The sequence below is a fragment of the Nonomuraea sp. NPDC050022 genome (assembly GCF_044460705.1).
Lineage (GTDB): Bacteria > Actinomycetota > Actinomycetes > Streptosporangiales > Streptosporangiaceae > Nonomuraea.
This window is the reverse complement of record NZ_JBITKE010000015.1, coordinates 60,276-77,358: the sequence shown is the minus strand read 5'-3', so window position 1 is coordinate 77,358 and position 17,083 is coordinate 60,276. Positions and strand designations below refer to the sequence as shown.

The window sequence follows — 17,083 nt, the reverse complement described above, 5'->3', positions numbered from 1 at the left end:
CGGCCTCGGAAAGGAGATGCACCAGCTGGTGGAGCGTCTCTACCCGCTGTGCCGGAGCATCACGGGAGACGGCGTCCGCCGCACCCTGGAGATCGTCGGCGAGCACGTCGCGCTGAACGTGCACGAGGTGCCCACCGGCACGCAGGTGCTCGACTGGAACGTGCCCAAAGAGTGGAACATCCGCGACGCCTACATCAAGGACCCCACGGGCGCCAAGGTCGTCGACTTCGCCGAGTCCAACCTGCACGTGGTCGGCTACAGCGTGCCGGTGTCGGCCCGGATGCCGCTGGCCGAGCTCCGCGGCCACCTGCACACGCTCCCGGACCAGCCGGGGCTCATCCCGTACCGGACCAGTTACTACGCCGAGGACTGGGGGTTCTGCCTGCGCCACGAGACGCTGGAGGGCCTCCGGGAGGGCGAGTACGAGGTCGTGGTGGACGCCACGCTGGCGGACGGCCACCTCACGTACGCCGAGCACGTCGTGCCCGGCCGGACGGACGAAGAAGTGCTGATCTCCTGCCACACCTGCCACCCGTCGCTGGCCAACGACAACCTGGCGGGCATCGCGGTGGCCGTCCAGCTGGCCCGGCGGCTGGCGGCGGCGTCGCCGCGCTACACCTACCGCTTCCTGTTCGCGCCCGGCACGATCGGGTCGATCACCTGGCTGGCCCGCAACCGGGACGCGGTCGAGCGGGTCAGGCACGGGCTGGTCCTCGCGTGCGCGGGGGACGGCGGCGCGCTCACGTACAAGCGGAGCAGGCGCGGCGACACGGAGATCGACCGGGCGGTGGGGCACGTGCTGGGCTCCTCCGGGCGCCCGCACCGCACGCTCGACTTCTCCCCGTACGGCTACGACGAGCGGCAGTACTGCTCGCCCGGGTTCGACCTGCCCGTCGGCTGCCTGACCAGATCGACGTACGCGGGCTATCCGGAGTACCACACCTCGGGCGACGACCCGGCGTTCGTCCTGCCCGAGTCGATGGAGGACACCCTGGAGACCTGCTGGGAGGTGACCCGGGTGCTGGAGGGAGACCGGCGCCTGGAGAACCTCAGCCCCTACGGCGAGCCGCAGCTGGGCCGGCGCGGCCTGTACGGGGCGCTGGGCGGCAGGAGCGACACCAAGCAGGCCCAGATGGCCATGCTCTGGGTGCTGAACCTCTCGGACGGCACGCACTCGCTGCTGGACATCGCCGAACGGGCCGGCCTGCCGTTCCATGCGGTGGCCGAAGCGGCGGGGAGCCTCGAAGACGCGGAACTGGTGAGGGAATGGAAACCATGAGCTTGCGGGTCGGCGACCTGGTGGAGATCCGCAGCGAGGCCGAGATCCTGGCCACGCTGGACGAGCGCGGTGAGCTGGACGGACTGCCGTTCATGCCGGAGATGCTGAAGTTCTGCGGCCAGCGCCTCACCGTGCACAAGGTGGCGCACAAGCTGTGCGACACGCTGACCAAGACGGGTCTGCGGCGCATGGACAGCGCCGTGCACCTGCTCGGCGCGCGGTGCGACGGCTCGGCGCACGGCGGCTGCCAGACGGCCTGCTCCATGTACTGGAAACAGGCGTGGATCAAGCGCGTCGCGGCGGACGAGCTGCCCCCGAACGCCGTGCCGGACTCCCGGCTGCTGCCGCTGCTGGAGATCAACAGCCGCAAGCCGCCGGGCGAGGACGGCACCGAACGCTACTCCTGCCAGGCGACCGAGCTGCTGCGAGCGGCGCCCGTACCGCTGCCGATGGCCGATCTGGGGCAGTTCGTGGCCGACGTACGGACGCGGAACGTCGGCGTGCTCAGGACCCTGAAGGCCACCGGGATCGGGCTGTACAACCGGTTCCAGCACCTGACCAGGAGAAAGCTGCCCCGCGCGCTGCGCATCAAGGGCGGCCGGCCGTGGGGCACGATGAAGGGCGAGGTCAGAGGCCGCACGCCGGTCCAGACACTCGACCTCCAGCCGGGCGAGCTGGTCCGCGTACGGTCCAAGCAGGAGATCCTGGCCACCGTCAACGAGGACCTGTCCAACCGCGGCATGAACTTCGACGCCGAGCTGGCCCGCCACTGCGGCCGCACCGCGCGGGTCCGCGCCCGGGTGGACCGCTGCATCGACGAGCCCACGGGACGGATGCTGGAGATGAAGACGCCCTGCATCGTGCTGCAGGACGTGGTGTGCGAGGGCGTCCACTCGCTGAACTGCCCCCGCGAGTTCTTCCCCTTCTGGCGTGAGATCTGGCTCGAACGGGTGCCGGACAGTGAGTGAACCGGTAGTGAGCGAGCCCGTCAGCGATCATCGGGCCGGATCGGCGGGCAGGGGACTGCGTTGGGGGCTGCTGGCGCGGGGCGGGTCGAAGGTGGCCACCTTCACCCTGAGCCTCGTGCTGGCCCGCCTGCTCGCCCCGGAGGACTTCGGGTTGTACGCGGTCGCGCTGGCCGCCAACCAGTTCCTCTTCTACATCAACGACGCCGGCATCGTCGCGGCCGTCGTGCAGTGGCGGGGCAAGCTGGAGGACATGGTGGTCACCGCGACCACCGTCGTCCTCACCCTCAGCGTGGCCATCTACGCCGTGTTCTGGGTGGCGGCGCCCTACTTCACCGGCCTGGCGGGCAACGTCTCCGCCACGCCGGTGGTGCGGCTGCTCACCGTGATCATCGTGATCGACGGGTTCGTCAACGTACGCAGCGCGGTCATGCTCCGTGGCTTCCAGCAGGACAAGATAGCCAAGGCGAACATGGCGGGCATCGCCGTCCAGGTGCCGGTGGCGATCACGCTGGCGGTCATGGGCGCGGGCGTCTACAGCTTCGTCATCGGCGCGGTCGCCAACTCCCTGGTGAGCGGCATCCTGGTCTTCATCTGGGCCAAGATGCCGCTGCGGCTGGGCTTCGATCGGGCCATCGCCCGCAAGCTGCTGGGCTTCGGCGTGCCCCTGGCGGTCAGCCTGGCCATCGAGGCGCTGGTGCTCAACGCCGACGCCATCATCATCGGCCGGCTGCTGGGCGCGACCACGCTCGGCTTCTACATGATCGCGCTGAACGTGTCGAGCTGGGTGCCGGGACTGGTCGGCGAGGCCCTGCGCCACGTCACGCTGCCCGGCTTCTCGCGGGTCGCCGAGGAGCGCCCGGAGGCGTTCTCCGCGCGCGTCCAGCAGCTCGTGCCGATGCTGATCACGCTGGTGCTGCCGGTCGCGGTCCTGTTCGGCGTGCTGGCGCCCCTGGTCGTGCCCTTCCTGTACGGCGAGCGGTGGCTGCCCGCCGCCCAGGCGCTGTCCTTCCTCATGGCGCTGATGGTGGTGCGGATGCTCACCGCGCTGGCCTTCGACATCCTGACCTCGCTCGGCGCGACCAGGCTCGTCGTGTGGATGAACCTGAGCTGGGCCCTGGCGCTCCTGCCCGCCCTGTACGCCGGCGCCCGGCTGGACGGCATCCGGGGCGTGGCGATCGCGCACGCGGCCGTCGCGCTGCTGATCGCCCTGCCCGTGACGGCGCTGCAACTGCGCCGCTCGGGCGTCGTGCTCGGACCGGTCCTGCCCGGCATCCTCCGGCTGCTCCTCGGCGGCCTGCTGGCCGGCCTGACCGCCTGGCTGGTGTCCAGGCTGACCGAGGGCGCCTTCGACTTCGTCCGGCTCTGCGCCGCCGGAGGAGCCGGGCTGATCGTGTACGTGGTGACCGGGCTCTCGCGGGAGCGGATCAGGAAGATTCGCGAGGTGGTGACGAGCTGAGCGGCCCCCGCAGGCCGCGGGCCACGTCGATGGCCGAGTGGGCGACGTTGCGGGCCATGGGCACGGCGTTGCGCCGCAGCCAGGGCCGCAGCGCCGCGTAGGCGCGCAGCCGCTGGCCGCGGGTCAATGGAGCGTTCCTGATGACCCGCAGCAGCGCGCGGCCCTCCTCCACGTTGGGCAGGAAGAAGCGCTGGTCTCCGGGCATCTCGCGGGCGCGGAAGGCCCGCGCGTGGTTGACCTGGCTGTTGCTGCCCGGGTGGTTGCGGTGCCGCAGCAGCAGCTCGTCCACCACGACCAGCGGCCCGAGCAGCGCCAGGCCCGAGATCATCACCCGGTCGGCGGGCAGGATGGCCTCCAGCGGCCGGGCCCGCAGCAGCGTGTCCCTGCGCATGAGCCCGTAGAAGTGCATGGTCTCGTCGTAGTTGTCCAGCCGGTGGCGCAGGCGCGTCACCGGGTCGGGCTGGTCGGTGGGGGCGGTGTCGCGCCAGGTGCCGATGGTCTGTCCGGTCTCGTCGATCTCCTCGACGCCCGAGACGGCCGCCGCCGCCGCCGGGTGGCGGCGCAGCGCCGCCGAGAGCAGGGCCAGGCGGTCCTCGTGGTACTCGTCGTCGGAGGTGGCGTAGGAGAAGAACTCGCCGCGGGTCTCGTGGACGACCTTGTTGTGGTTGGCCGTGATGCCGACGTTGCGCTCGCGCCGCAGGTAGCGGACGCGAGGATCGGTCCTGGCCAGCTCGCGGCAGAGCTCCTCGGTGCCGTCCGTCGAGCAGTTGTCGGCGATCACCAGCTCGAAGTCGACCCCCTTCTGGGACAGGACCGAGCGCAGGGCGCCCTCCAGGTACGGCTCGCCGTTGTAGACGGGCATGCCGACCCCGATGGGCGGTTCGGCGCGGCCGACGAGTGAGGCGGAGGAGCGTACATTGGGTGATCTGGACGTCATCCGGGCAGCCCTTCTAGCGGAAGCTGAGGTGAGGCTGAGGTACGGTCGCGCCGATGTTCTCGCGAAGTAGGGCGAACGGCAACCAGGTCCGGTGATTCGTAACATCGACTCGGCCGGTCACGATAAGCAATCTGTACCATTTTTTATGGCCAGGCATTGGCCCATATTGGCGGGGGCTTGGGCGGGTAAATATGGCTTTTTGGAACGATCTGTTAGGCCTTATCCGAAACAAGCGTGTTGGACCTCCCATCATCGCCCTCGCCCTCGTCCTGGCGTTGGTGGCGTTCTTCGTGGGGTCACCGCGTTACGAGACCGAGTCGTCGCTGATCCTGACCGCGCCGCCGTCCGGTGGCACCCTGTCGATGGATCCCACCAAGCCGGTCGGCCTGACCAATCCGCTGCTGCAGTACAACGACGGGCTGCGGACGGTCGCGGGCATCCTCATCCTCGCGCTCAACAGCAAGGACGAGCTGCGCAAGCTCGGGATCGAGGAGAACGGCAGCACCGAGATCGTCATCGACGACGGCCGGTCGAACGCCGACCTGCTGGGCGTCGTGACGCAGGGCCCGTTCATCCACATCAAGGTCGTGAGCCGGACGGCGGAGACGGCGAAGGGCATCCTCGAGCGGGCCGAGCGGCGCCTGCATGAGGAGCTGACCAGCTACCAGACCTCGCTGGGCGCGCCTAAGAGCACGTTCATCGCGGTCAACAACGTGGCGCTGATCCCGGTCGCGTACGACGGCGGGGGCAAGATCCAGCTGGCCGTGGAGGTGCTGGTCGTCGCCCTGCTCTTCGGCTTCGGCGCCGCCTACCTGATGTGGATCCGCCGCGTCCGTGGCCGTACCGCCCCGGCGGAGCCGGCCGAGGGCGAAGCGGACGTACCCGAACCCGCCGCCGAACCGGAAGCGGCGAAGCCCCTTAATGGCCGCTCAACGGTCATGCCTTCCGGAGGATCCGACGACGACCCGTCTGCGGACCGCGACAGCGACGGCCCCCCGACGGAGGAGTTCGCCCGGATCAACGGTGAGTTCCTGGGAATCGCCCCCGACCAGCGAAAGCCCGACCAGGACGGCCGCGCGGGTTAGGGAACCCGGCCCCTGGCGCGGCGCTCGGGGCCGGGGAACCCGCCTCGGCGCGGCGCTCAGGGCTAGGCAACGCGGTTGGCGACCTCGGCGCAGCGCTCGATGGCCGCCTGCCGCACCTCTCGCGGGGTGCCCGACTTGGCGGAGATCATCATGCCGATCGCCCCGTCCCCGAGGCGATCGGCGAAGGCCAGGGCGGTCGGCAGATCCATCGGCGACTCGTCGGGAGTCTTGTGGCACAGGCCGGTGTCCGACGGCGGACGCCCGTCCGGCGCGCTGAGCACCTCGTCCACGAACAGGCCGTAGAGCATGAACTCCGACACGTGCAGCCGGGAGCCGAAGGCGTCGGCCCAGTGCCGGCCGGTGTTCTCGGTGAGCCGCCGCTGGAGCCCGCGCACGATGGCGGGGTCCCAGAAGGTGAGCGGGCTCATGTAGTCGGGCAGCGGCGGCTCGGGCGCCGGCGGCAGTTTGAGCAGCTCGCGGGCGACCTGGTGCCACAGCACGTGCCGCGTCATGAGCGGGTGCACCCCGTCCTCCAGCCGGTGCAGCAGCGGCCGGCCGCCGACCAGGGAGCGCTGGGCCGTCGTCGGCCGGACGAGCACCACATCGGAGTCGGCCACCAGGACCACGTCCGCGTCCATCGCCGCCGTGGCCGCCAGCTTGACGATCTGCTGCATCACCCAGCCGCGTACGGGCGGCCAGGGACGCAGGGCGTTGACCCACATGCCCACTCGGGGCACCTTGACGTAGCGCTTCGGCAGCAGCTCTCCCACGGTCCTGACCCGGCAGCGGGGCCCTTCGTGGGCGGCGAACAGACGCCGGTCGGCGCGCGGCACGAAGACGTGGTGGACGGTGTCTTCGGGGGTGTACTCCAGTACGGAGCGGTGCAGATCGGCGAACTGATCCGCGTCGGGTCCATAGCTGGGGGTGACGACGGCCAGCGAGGCCATGGGCTTGGTCACTCACCCTCATCGGCGTGAAGCTTTGGCACGTTACACGTGATAAGTAACGCTGGTCGCAGCCTCGCCGATGCTTTGACGTACGGCTGGAACATGCCTGGGGGGCTGTGTTGGACTTCTGGAGCGCGATCATCGTCCTCCTGCGTCGCTGGTATATCGCGGCTCCCGCGTTCCTGCTGACGCTCGCCGCCGCATACGGCGTCTACACCCAGATCCCCGTCCAGTACTCCTCGACGACGGTCATGGTGCTCACGGTGCCGCCGAGCGGGTCGTATCGGCCGCCGAACCCCAAGAACCCCAACCCGATCATCAACCCGCTGCTCAACTTCGACGGCGGGCTGAACATGTCGGCCTCGATCCTGGTGCAGATCCTCAACACCACGGAGGTGGCCGGCCAGATGGGCATCCGGCCGGACGGCAAGACCACCTACAAGGTCAACAACGGCCACCCCAATCCCGAACTGCTCATCAGCGCGCCCTTCGTGGTCATCGAGGGCAAGAGCCTGGCGCCCCAGGACGCGCGGGCGATCGTGGTCAGGGTGGCCGAGCGGGCCAAGGTCGAGCTGAAACGCCGCCAGGAGGTGCTGAAGGCCCCGCCGGAGACGTACATCAACCTGAACGAGATGGTCTCCCCGACCGACCCGCAGCCGGAGCGCGGCGGCAAGATCCGCAGCGCCGCGGCCGTGTTCGCGCTGGGCGTGGCCGCCGCGCTCGGCGCCTCCTTCTGCGCCGAGAGCGTCATGACCGGGCTGCGGCGCAGGAGGGACGAGCGGGACGGGCCGCGACCGGCGCCCGAGGCGGACGTCCGGACCGAGGAAGCGGTGTTGCAGCGTTGAACGTGGCCATCGAGCGGTCCATCGTCCGGCCGGTGCCCCACCGGGCCGACGCCGCGACCCTGTGCGCGATCTTCACCGTGGTCCTCATGCTGGTGCCCGCCCGTCAGGTGATCGGCGGCCTGCCGTTCGACCTCACCTACGCGGAGGCCATCGGGCTGTTCGCCGCCGTCTGGTGGTTCTGCGCGCACCTCACCAGCACGCTCGGCGCGGCCAAGGGGCCGTCGGCGGTGCGCTACGCGATCTACTTCTACGCGCTCGCCTTCCTCGCGACCTACGCCTACGCCTCCGCCGGGTGGCTGCCCTCCTACGAGCAGGACCTGTCCGACCACGTGCTGGTCATCGCGGTGGCGATGGTGGGCATCGCGCTGATCGGCGTGGACGGCGTGCCCAGCCGCGAGCGGCTCGACCTGGTGCTGAAGACGCTGGTGGTGGTCGGCGCCATCATGGGAGTGATCGGCGCGATCCAGTTCCTGCTGTCGTTCGACGTGACCCAGTACATGCAGATCCCCGGCAGCCGCCTGCGGGCGGTGGAAGTGACGATCCTGGAGCGCAACGGGCTCAACCGGGTGGCCTCGACCGCGGGGCACCCCATCGAGTTCGGCGTCGTGTCCGCGATGGTGCTGCCGGTCGCCCTTCACTATGCCTTCGGCGCGCGCGAACACGGTGAGCCGCAGCGGCGCTGGTGGACCGTGGTGGCGTTGATCGCCTGCGGGATGGCCTTCTCCGCCTCCCGCTCGACGGTCCTGGGCCTGGCCGCCTCCGGGGCGGTGCTGTTCCTCGGCTGGCCCAACGCCCGGCGCGTCAGGGCGGCCGTCGCGCTCGCCGGTTTCCTGGTCGTCATGAAGCTGCTCGTGCCCGGCCTGATCGGCGCGATCGCCGGGCTGTTCACCAACCTGGACAACGACGAGAGCCTGCGCTGGCGGACCAACGACTACACCACGGCGATCTCGGAGTTCTCGCAGCATCCCCTGCTGGGCCGGGGCAACGGCACCTGGTTCCCGCCGCACCACCCGGTCTTCGACAACCAGTATCTGCTGACGGCCGTGCAGGGCGGCGCGATCGGCGTGCTGGCGTTCGTCGGACTGTTCGTCGTCGGGATGTGGTCGGCCGTTCGCGTCAGGAGCATCAGCGTGGACGACCGCACCCGCGACCTCGGGCTGACGCTCGCCGCCTGCCTGATCGTGCCGGTGGTGGGCTCGGCCACGTTCGACCTGAACTCCTTCAGCACCGCCACCGCGCTGTCGTTCCTGCTCATCGGCCTGGCCGGCGGGTTGATGCGGGTCGCGCGCCGCGAGGCCGGGCTTCCGGGCGCGGGGACGCTGAAAGAGCCCCCGCGCCGCCAGGTCAGCCCTCCAGCCGCCGCCGTGCCTCTTTCCACGAGCCGGCCGCCAGATCCCGCGCGCTGATCGCCGAGACCGGGAGCGGCCAGTCGATCGCCAGGTCGGGGTCGTCGTAGCGGACGGAGATGTCCTCGGCCGGGTCGTGCGGCCGGTCGATCCGGTAGCAGACGTCGGCGTCGCTCAGTGCCTGGTAGCCGTGGAGCAGGCCGGGCGGCACGTACAGGTGGATGAACGTCTCGTCGTCGAGGACCACCGACATCCGCTCGCCGAAGGTGGGCGAGCCGGGCCGGGCGTCCACGAGGACGTCGTACACCGCGCCGCGAGCGCACCGGACGAGCTTGGCCTCACCCCGGCCGGAGCGGCCGTGCATGGCCCTGATGGCGCCCTTGACCGTGCGGGACTGGCTGTCCTGGACGAACGCCGCGGGGTCCAGGCCGTGCTCGGCCGCGATCTCGGCGTCGAACGTCCTGGTGAACAGGCCGCGCTCGTCACTGTGCGGGCTCGGGACGAACAGCAGCGTCCCCGCGAGCGCGCCTTGCTCGACTCTCATGGACCCCATCCTGGCGGGTGTCTCCTCCGGTCGGCCACCGTGTAACGGATATAGCCCGATACCGATGTCCAAAGGGTGAGTCGGCAGACGGGGGGTGCGGCATTCCGATGGACCACTCGTCGGATGAGAACGGTCCAAAGAACCGCGCCTTACCCTTCGCGCAGCGCGCGCGGGTGGGCGCCGTCGGGATCGACGCCATCACCGAGCCGCAGGTCGCCGAGCACCTCGCGCGAGCCTGGCAGGACGGTCTGGGCGGCATGATCGTGACCGCCAACGTGGACATCGTCCGCGCCGCCACCCGTGACCCTGAGCTCGCCGAGCTCGTGGCGGGCGCCGAGCTCGTGGTCGCGGACGGCATGCCGGTGGTGTGGGCGGCCCGGCTCAGCGGACTGCGCGTATCCGACCGCGTCACCGGGGCCTCCCTGATCTTCACCCTCAGCGAGGTCGCCGCCCGCGAGGGGCGGTCGGTGTTCCTGCTCGGCGGCGAGCCGGGGGTCGCGGAGGCCGCCGGTGAGGCATTGGTCCGGCGTTATCCCGGGTTGCGGGTGGCCGGAGTATACGCGCCGCCCTTCGGCTTCGAGCGGCTGGCCGGCGGGATGGGGGAGACCGTGGAGAAGGTCCGCGCGGCCGCGCCCGACCTCGTCTTCGTGGGCCTGGGCTTTCCCAAGCAGGAACGCGTCATAGCCGCGCTCCGCCCCGAGCTCCCGCACGCCTGGTACATCGGCTGCGGCGCCGCCATCCCGATGGCCGCCGGGCAGTTCCGGCGCGCTCCGGGCGGGATCCAGCGGGTGGGCGGCGAGTGGCTGTTCAGGCTCGCCCTCGAACCCCGTCGACTCGTCCGCCGGTACCTACGTGACGACCTGCCCTTCGCGCTCAGGCTGCTGGCCGGGGCCGCGTGGCACCGGCTGGCCGCGGGCCGGCGCTCCTGATCCCCACAGATTGGTCTGCCTGATGACTGTTCCCGAGCGGTCGCCGCTTGCCATCGTGATCGTCACCTACCAGAGCGGTCAGGTCATCGAGGAGTGCCTGCGCTCCCTGGACGCCGTGCTGAGCGAAGGGGAGCCGGCCCGGATCATCGTCGTGGACAACGACTCCCCCGACGACACGGTGGAGCGGGTGCTCGCGACCGGAGTGCCCGTCGAGTTGGTCGAGACCGGCCGCAACGGCGGGTTCTCGGCGGGCGTCAACGCGGGCATCGCCGCCGCCCCCGGCTGTGACGTCCTCATCCTCAACGCCGACATCCGGCTCAAACCCGACTCGGTGCGCCTGCTGCGCGAGGCGCTGGCCGTGCCCGGCACGGGCATCGCGGTGCCCCGGCTGCTGGGCGCCGACGGCGTGCTGCAGCTGTCCCTGCGCCGACGCCCCACGGTCCTTCGGGCCGTGGGAGAGGCGCTGCTCGGCGGGCTCAGAGCGGGCCGCCACGCGCCGCTGGGCGAGCTCGTCGTCGACCCGCGCGTCTACGAGCGGCCGGGCACGCCCGACTGGGCGACGGGCGCCGCCTGGCTGGTCTCGCGCGAGTGCCTGGACGCGGTGGGACCGCTCGACGAGCGCTACTTCCTGTACTCGGAGGAGACCGAGTACATGCTCAAGATCCGCGACCACGGCTTCTCGATCCGCTACGAGCCAAATGCGGTGACCGTCCACCTCGGCGGCGAGCAGGCCAACTCCGCCCCGCTGTGGACCCTCGCCGCCGCCAACCGGGTGCGGCTGCACCGGCAGCGGTACGGCAGGCCCCGCGCGCTGCTCATGCGCCTGGCGGTCGCCCTGAACGAGGCCCTGCGCGCCGTCACCCGTGGCCGGCGGGCGGGGGAGCGGCACCGGGCGGCGTTGCGCGAACTCGCGACGATGGACGAGTGGCCGACGCCGCCGGGCGGCCGCCCGTTATCGCCGCCCGCCTACGTCTGCTTCTCCGCCCAGGACTGGTGGTACCACAACCGGGCCCACTCCGACTTCCAGCTCATGCGCCACCTCGCGGGGTCGCGCAAGGTGCTGATCGTCAACAGCATCGGCATGCGGATGCCGCTGCCCGGCCGCTCCACCTTCGTGCTGCGGCGCATCGCCAGGAAGCTGCGCAGCGTGGCCAAGTTCGTCCGGCGGGTGGAGCCGAACCTGTGGGTGATGTCGCCGCTCCCGCTCCCCCTGTACGGCTCGCGCCTGGGCCGCGGGCTGAACGCCTGGCTGGTCAGGACACAGGTACGGGCGGTCTGCGGGTGGCTGGGCCTGAAGGTGCCGGTGATCGTGGTGACCATCCCCACCGCCTGGGACGTGGTACGCCCGATGCGCCGCCGCGCGCTGATCTTCAACCGCTCGGACCGCCACTCCGCCTTCCCCGAGTCCGACACGAGGACGATCGAGACCCTCGAACGTGACCTTCTGGAACGTGCCGATCACGTGGTGTACGCCAGCCGAGGGCTCATGGCCGAGGAACGCCCGCTCGCGGGCACACGGGCGCGCTTCCTCGATCACGGGGTCGACCTGGAGCACTTCAGCCGCGTACCGGCCGATCGGCAGCCCGCCGACCTGCGGGCCGTACCGGGGCCCAGGATCGGCTTCTTCGGCGCCCTGGACGACTTCGTGGTGGACTTCGACCTGCTGGAACGGGTCGCGCTCGGCCTGCCCGAGGCGTCGCTCGTGCTCGTCGGCGACGCGAACGGGCAGATCGAACGGCTCACCAAGCACCCCAACGTGCACTGGCTGGGTCTGCGCCCCTATTCGGTGATCCCCGCCTACGGCTCGGGCTTCGACGTGGCGATCATGCCGTGGCTGGACAACGAGTGGATCAAGCACGCGAACCCGATCAAGCTGAAGGAGTTCCTGGCGCTCGGCCTGCCCGTGGTCAGCACCGAGTTCGACGAGCTGGCCCACTACGCCGACCGCGTCAGGACCGCGACCACCCCCGAGCAGTTCATCGAGGCCATCCGCGTCTGCCTGGCCGAGGGCGGCCCGCAGTCGCCGGAGCGGCTGCGCGGCTCGCTGGCGGGCGCCTCTTGGTCGGCGCGGGCGGCCGACCTCATGGCGCTGGCTGAGCAGACACCCGACGCACGGCGTTGAGAGCGTTGGCGTGAAGAGCGTTGGCGTGAAGAAGGATCGCGTGAGGATACTGACAGTCACGCGGTGGGCGGCATTGCTCACCGCCGCGACGGTGGCCGTCGGGGGCGGGCTGTGGCTGCGGTCCGTCCCGCCGAAGCCGGTCGCGAGCACGCTGCCCGCGCTGTCGATGACCTTGCGGGCGCTGCCCTGGGAAGGCGGTCCCGCCGCCTACCAGGGCTCGGCGGCGGCCGTCGGGGCGGGCTGGACCCGTCCCGGCTTCTTCCCTGTGGGGCTCTGGTTCGCCTCGGCGCGGACCGGCCGGGAGGTCGCGCTGGACCGGGCGGCGGGGATCAACACCTACGTCGAACTGGCCGACGGCAGCCGCCCTGAGCTGCTCAGGAAGTCCGGCATGACCGCGCTGACCAGCCGCCCGCTGCCCGGCGCGGGCGCCGAGACCGTGGGCTGGCTGATCGCCGACAAGGCCGACGTGTGGGCGGGGCCGGGCAACGGGCGCTGGACGGGCGCCCGCGGTTTCACCAGCAAACCCGTCTGCGTCCCCGTACTCGTCACCTGCGGCTACACCGTCATGCGCACCCTCGCCGAGCGCCTGCCCAAGGGCGAGCGGCTGCGTTACGCCTCCTTCGGCAAGGGCGTGGCCTACTGGGAGGAGGAGGCGCTGGCCGCCAAGTTCGTCAACGGCTACTCGGACGTGGTCGCGGCCGACGTCTCCTGGTACGGCGACCCCAACGTCTGCGCCGAGGCCACCCGGTGGCTGCAGCTCCCGGCGGCCCAGTGCCGCCTGGCGGCCAACTACGGCGCGACCGTCGAACGGCTGCGCACCTTGGACGCCGCCGACGGCCGCCGGCAGCCGGTGTACGCGATCATCTCGCTCTCCGGCCTCACCCCCGAGCAGGTGGGCGGCGCGGCGATGAGCGCCCTGATCCACGGAGCCAGGGGGATCGTCTACGACGCGCACGGCACGGACCCCGCCTGCAAGGTGGACAACGTGCTCCGCCGTGCCTGCGGGAAGGCGGTCAGGCGCGGGGTCGCCGAGCTCGACCGCCGGATCGCCCGGCTCGCACCGGTGCTCAACACCCAGTCGTACGCCTACGACTTCGCGCCCGAGCTGGACACCATGCTGAAGCGCCACGACGGCGCCTACTACCTGTTCGCGATGCTCGGCCGGGGCCAGGCTCCGGGGCCGCGCGTGCTGACCGTACCCAGCGATCTTTCGGCGGCGGGCCACATCGAGGAGATCTTCGAAGACCGGTCCATCCCGGTCGACAGGGAGGGACACTTCACCGAGACCTTTGACGCGGAGCACAGCTATCACGTCTACCGGATCGCCCCGTAGCTGGGAGGGCAATGACTTCTCGAACGACGAACAGAACGGCCAGGCGGATTTTGCTCATCGCGGCCACCGCCCTGCTGGTGATCGCCGTGGGCTGGGTCTTCGCGCGGGCCAAGTCGACCCGTGACGACCTCGGCCTGCCGCGCGTCCCCTGGGACGGCGGCCCGGCCTATTACGCCAAGTTCAGCGCCCCGGCCGCCGCGGGCTGGACCGCTCCATCGTTCTTCCCCATCGGGGTCTGGTTCGAGTCCGTCGTCGAGGAACGCGACGTGCGGATGGACAAGGAGGCCGGGCTCAACACCTACGTCGAGCTGACGGCCAACAGCAATATGGGACTGATCCGCGCCAACGGGATGTCGGCGATCACCAGCAAGCCCCTGGCGGGCTCGGGCAGCGAGACGGTCGGCTGGATGATCGCCGACGAGCCCGACATGTTCGCCGGGCCGGGTGACGGCGTCTGGAGCGGCAAGTACGGCGGGGAAGGCCAGGTGTGCCTGCCCGACAAGCCGCCCTGCGGCTACACGGCGATGCGCACCCTGAAGGACAAACTGCCCAAGAACGATGGCCGCCTGCACTACGCCAACTACGGCAAGGGCATCGCCATGTGGGAGTCCGACGACGAGGCGAAGAAGTTCGTCAACAGCTACACCGACGTCATGTCCACCGACGTGTACTGGTACACCGACACCGGCATCTGCCCGGAGGCCGAGAACTTCATCAAGCTGCCGACCGACCGGTGCCCGCGGGCCGCCAACTACGGCATGGTCGTCGACCGGGGCAGGAAGCTCGACGCCCTGGACGGCAAGAGGCAGCCGATCTACGCGTTCGTGGAGCTCGGCTGGCCGGGTTCGAACGGCCTGCGCGCGATCACCGGCGACGAGCTGGCCGGCGCGGTGATGAACTCCCTCATCCACGAGGCGCGCGGCGTCATCTACTTCAACCACAGCTTCGCCGGGCCCTGCCCGAGCCAGCACGTGCTGCGCGAGCCGTGCGCCCAGGCGACGCGGACCGCCGTGACGGAGCTGAACCGGCGGATCCGCACGCTCGCGCCCGTCCTGAACACCCAGTCCTACGTCCACACCTTCGCGCCGGGACTCGACACCATGCTCAAGGACCTCGACGGCTCCTCCTACGTCTTCGCCATGCCCAAGGCGGGCGTCAAGCCGGGGCGGCAGACGCTGAAGCTGCCCAAGGCGCTGGACTCGGCCTCCAGTGTGGAGGTCCTGTTCGAGAACAGGACGCTCCCCGTGAAGGACGGCGGCTTCACCGACACCTTCGAGCGGGAGAACACCTACCACGTCTACAAGGTCACGGCATGAGCGCGCCGGTGAACGTGGGCCTGGTCGGCGCCGGGCCCTGGGCGCGCGACTTCCACGCCCCCGTCTTCGCCGCCGGGCCCGAGACCCGGCTGGCGGGCGTCTGGAGCAGGCGCGCCCCGGCCGCCCAGGCGCTGGCCGAGCGGTTCGGCGTGCCCGCCTTCACCTCCTACGAGCGGCTGCTGGAGCGGTGCGAGGCCGTGGTCTTCGCCGTCCCGCCCGACGTCCAGGCGACTATGGCCGTCCAGGCGGCGCGTCAGGGCCGGGCGCTGCTGCTGGAGAAGCCGATCGCGCTGACCGTACGCGACGCGCGGGCGCTCGCCGATGAGGTCGACGCCACCGGCGTGGCCACGCAACTCGTGCTGACCAACCGCTACCGTCCCGCCGTACGCGAGTTCCTCAAGCGGGCCCGCGACTTCCCGGCCATCGGCGCCCGCGCCATGCAGCTCACCGGCGAATTCCTGGACGACACCTTCGCCGACAGCCCGTGGCGCTCCCGCGCGGGCGTGCTGTACAACACCGGACCGCACGGCCTGGACCTGCTCGACGCGGCGCTGGGCCGCATCACGGAGGTCAGGCCGGCCGGTAACCGGTCCGGCTTCCTGGCGCTGACCTGCCTGCACGAGAACGACGTGATCAGCCAGCTGACGATCTGCGGCCGGGTCCCGCAGCGCCGCCGGACCCGCTATGAGCTGTACGGCCCGGAGGGCACGCTGGTGCTCGACTCCCAACAGCTGCCGGAGGACTCGACGGAGACCAGGGCGACCCTGCGCTCCGAGTTCGCCACCGCCGTACGGATCGGCCGCTCACACGAGATCGACGTGCACCGGGGCCTGCACCTGCAACGGCTCCTGGCGCAGGCGGAGCCTCACTAAGAGGGCTCCGGGACCGGGACCGGGACCGGGACGGGCTTGCGCTGCCGCAGGCGCAGTGCGGGCCGTTCGACCAGCCGCCAGCTGAGCGCGGCCAGCGGCAGCACGATGCCGACCGTGGCCAGCAACACGAGCGCGGGCGCCCGGAGCCCGTACTGGACCAGCACCTGCTGGGCGGGGAAGGCCAGCAGGTAGGTCCCGTACGACAGGTCGTAGGAGCCGGTGGGCCGATGCAGCCACGCCGGCGCGCGGAAGGCGATGAGGAACGTGAGGCAGGTGACCGCCGCGATCGCCCCCAGATTGGCCACCGGCGTGCCCCATAGCAGCCACCACGCGAGCACCACGGGGAGCGTCAGCCACAGCGGCGGGACCCAGCGCAGCTCCCGGATCAGCATGCCGAGCGCGAAGAACGCCACGGGCTGCGCGGCGTACGCCGACACGACCAGGGGGATGAGCGGACCGGAGTAGCCGGTGAGGTGGATGACCGAGGCGGCGGCGAGCGCGAGCAGCACCAGCCCGACCAGGACCGTCCGGCGGCGCAGCAGCCCCAGCAGGCCCATGACCGCCACGCCGACGTAGCAGAGCACCTCCACCCAGATCGTCCAGAGCGACCCGTTGACCGCGTTCGGATAGGGGAGGCCCTGGAAGACGCCGGGCAGCGCGTAGCTCACCGGCTGGATGAGCAGCCCTCTGGCGATGTAGCTCCAGGCGCCGGAGCCGGAGAAGTAGGAGGCGGCGGGCAGCGCGCTCACCAGGGGCCCGAGCAGCAGGGCGGTGGCGACGACGACGAGCGCGTACGCGGGATAGATACGCAGCGCCCGGCGGAGCGTGTAGCGGCGTACCGACGGGTCGGACAGCCAGCTCGTGCTGATCAGGTAGCCGCTGATGAGGAAGAAGACCCCGACGCCTATGCCGCCGACCCCTATCCCGCTGTCCGGGGTCAGGGGTGTCCCGTGTCCGGTCAGCACCCAGCTGTGCTCGACGATGACCGCGAGCGCGCCCAGGAGGCGCAGCAGGTTGAAGGCGTTCAGCCGGGATTGACCAGGCCCGTTTTGCGCTTCGGCCACTCCGCAGCTCCCCCGCGAGTCCGATGCATCGGAGGTGTAT

15 protein-coding genes are annotated in these 17,083 nt (G+C 70.8%); 11 read left to right on the top strand and 4 right to left on the bottom strand.

What is annotated here, in order from left to right; all coding sequences use genetic code 11:
- Nucleotides 1-16: 16 nt before the first annotated feature.
- From ACIBO2_RS47625 to ACIBO2_RS47615, 3 genes are read left to right on the top strand one after another with little or no spacing between them, the layout of a single operon-like run.
- A complete protein-coding gene (locus ACIBO2_RS47625; protein WP_397304439.1) occupies nt 17-1,279 on the top strand; it encodes a DUF4910 domain-containing protein in 1,263 nt (420 codons plus the stop codon).
- Entirely contained in the window at nt 1,276-2,247 is a 972-nt protein-coding gene (locus ACIBO2_RS47620; protein ID WP_358554095.1) for a hypothetical protein, read from the top strand. Before ACIBO2_RS47625 ends, ACIBO2_RS47620 begins: the two co-directional genes overlap by 4 nt.
- Nucleotides 2,240-3,703, top strand: a complete 1,464-nt coding sequence (locus ACIBO2_RS47615; RefSeq protein WP_397304438.1) for an oligosaccharide flippase family protein — start codon at nt 2,240-2,242, stop codon at nt 3,701-3,703. The genes ACIBO2_RS47620 and ACIBO2_RS47615 overlap by 8 nt, the downstream gene beginning before the upstream one ends.
- On the opposite strand, the gene ACIBO2_RS47610 is transcribed toward ACIBO2_RS47615, so the two are convergent.
- Nucleotides 3,672-4,640: a glycosyltransferase family 2 protein gene (locus ACIBO2_RS47610; RefSeq protein WP_358554089.1), complete on the bottom strand. Its 969-nt coding sequence runs from the start codon at nt 4,638-4,640 to the stop codon at nt 3,672-3,674. The two genes, ACIBO2_RS47615 and ACIBO2_RS47610, sit on opposite strands and share 32 nt — an antisense overlap.
- A gap of 278 nt (nt 4,641-4,918) precedes the next feature.
- On the opposite strand from ACIBO2_RS47610, the gene ACIBO2_RS47605 reads away from it, so the two are divergent.
- Complete coding sequence (locus tag ACIBO2_RS47605) at nt 4,919-5,725, top strand: hypothetical protein (protein WP_358554086.1); 807 nt, start codon at nt 4,919-4,921, stop codon at nt 5,723-5,725.
- A gap of 62 nt (nt 5,726-5,787) precedes the next feature.
- Here the strand turns inward: ACIBO2_RS47605 and ACIBO2_RS47600 are convergent, their stop codons facing one another.
- Nucleotides 5,788-6,684 (bottom strand): DUF6492 family protein, encoded by an 897-nt coding sequence (locus tag ACIBO2_RS47600; protein WP_358554083.1) that lies wholly within the window; start codon nt 6,682-6,684, stop codon nt 5,788-5,790.
- Nucleotides 6,685-6,791: 107 nt separating this feature from the next.
- Here ACIBO2_RS47600 and ACIBO2_RS47595 point away from each other — a divergent pair, with 107 nt between their 5' ends.
- The gene (locus tag ACIBO2_RS47595) at nt 6,792-7,517 is read left to right on the top strand and encodes a hypothetical protein (protein WP_358554080.1); all 726 of its coding nucleotides are present in this window, start codon (nt 6,792-6,794) and stop codon (nt 7,515-7,517) included.
- 2 nt (nt 7,518-7,519) lie between these two features.
- Nucleotides 7,520-8,923 (top strand): O-antigen ligase family protein, encoded by a 1,404-nt coding sequence (locus ACIBO2_RS47590; protein WP_397304520.1) that lies wholly within the window; start codon nt 7,520-7,522, stop codon nt 8,921-8,923.
- Here the strand turns inward: ACIBO2_RS47590 and ACIBO2_RS47585 are convergent.
- Nucleotides 8,862-9,407 (bottom strand): dTDP-4-dehydrorhamnose 3,5-epimerase family protein, encoded by a 546-nt coding sequence (locus ACIBO2_RS47585; protein ID WP_397304437.1) that lies wholly within the window; start codon nt 9,405-9,407, stop codon nt 8,862-8,864. The genes ACIBO2_RS47590 and ACIBO2_RS47585 overlap by 62 nt on opposite strands.
- Nucleotides 9,408-9,580: 173 nt before the next feature.
- Between ACIBO2_RS47585 and ACIBO2_RS47580 the strand changes: the two genes are divergently transcribed.
- From ACIBO2_RS47580 to ACIBO2_RS47560, 5 genes are read left to right on the top strand one after another with little or no spacing between them, the layout of a single operon-like run.
- Nucleotides 9,581-10,336, top strand: a complete 756-nt coding sequence (locus tag ACIBO2_RS47580; protein ID WP_397304436.1) for a WecB/TagA/CpsF family glycosyltransferase — start codon at nt 9,581-9,583, stop codon at nt 10,334-10,336.
- Nucleotides 10,337-10,358: 22 nt separating this feature from the next.
- A complete protein-coding gene (locus ACIBO2_RS47575; protein ID WP_397304435.1) occupies nt 10,359-12,458 on the top strand; it encodes a glycosyltransferase in 2,100 nt (699 codons plus the stop codon).
- Nucleotides 12,459-12,498: 40 nt separating this feature from the next.
- Nucleotides 12,499-13,791, top strand: coding sequence for a hypothetical protein (locus ACIBO2_RS47570; RefSeq protein ID WP_397304434.1), 1,293 nt, complete (start codon nt 12,499-12,501; stop codon nt 13,789-13,791).
- A gap of 11 nt (nt 13,792-13,802) precedes the next feature.
- Nucleotides 13,803-15,107, top strand: coding sequence for a hypothetical protein (locus ACIBO2_RS47565; protein WP_358554065.1), 1,305 nt, complete (start codon nt 13,803-13,805; stop codon nt 15,105-15,107).
- On the top strand, nt 15,104-15,979 hold the full coding sequence (locus ACIBO2_RS47560) for a Gfo/Idh/MocA family oxidoreductase (protein ID WP_358554062.1): 876 nt from the start codon (nt 15,104-15,106) through the stop codon (nt 15,977-15,979). The genes ACIBO2_RS47565 and ACIBO2_RS47560 overlap by 4 nt, the downstream gene beginning before the upstream one ends.
- Here ACIBO2_RS47560 and ACIBO2_RS47555 read toward each other — a convergent pair.
- Nucleotides 15,976-17,043, bottom strand: a complete 1,068-nt coding sequence (locus ACIBO2_RS47555) for an acyltransferase family protein (protein ID WP_397304433.1) — start codon at nt 17,041-17,043, stop codon at nt 15,976-15,978. The two genes, ACIBO2_RS47560 and ACIBO2_RS47555, sit on opposite strands and share 4 nt — an antisense overlap.
- Nucleotides 17,044-17,083: the final 40 nt, after the last annotated feature.

Coding starts and splice junctions, on each gene's coding strand:
- ACIBO2_RS47625 (WP_397304439.1), top strand. CDS start 17: ATGCACCAGCTGGTGGAGCGTCTCTACCCGCTGTGCCGGAGCATCACG.
- ACIBO2_RS47620 (WP_358554095.1), top strand. CDS start 1,276: ATGAGCTTGCGGGTCGGCGACCTGGTGGAGATCCGCAGCGAGGCCGAG.
- ACIBO2_RS47610 (WP_358554089.1), bottom strand. CDS start 4,640: ATGACGTCCAGATCACCCAATGTACGCTCCTCCGCCTCACTCGTCGGC.
- ACIBO2_RS47585 (WP_397304437.1), bottom strand. CDS start 9,407: ATGAGAGTCGAGCAAGGCGCGCTCGCGGGGACGCTGCTGTTCGTCCCG.
- ACIBO2_RS47575 (WP_397304435.1), top strand. CDS start 10,359: ATGACTGTTCCCGAGCGGTCGCCGCTTGCCATCGTGATCGTCACCTAC.
- ACIBO2_RS47565 (WP_358554065.1), top strand. CDS start 13,803: ATGACTTCTCGAACGACGAACAGAACGGCCAGGCGGATTTTGCTCATC.
- ACIBO2_RS47560 (WP_358554062.1), top strand. CDS start 15,104: ATGAGCGCGCCGGTGAACGTGGGCCTGGTCGGCGCCGGGCCCTGGGCG.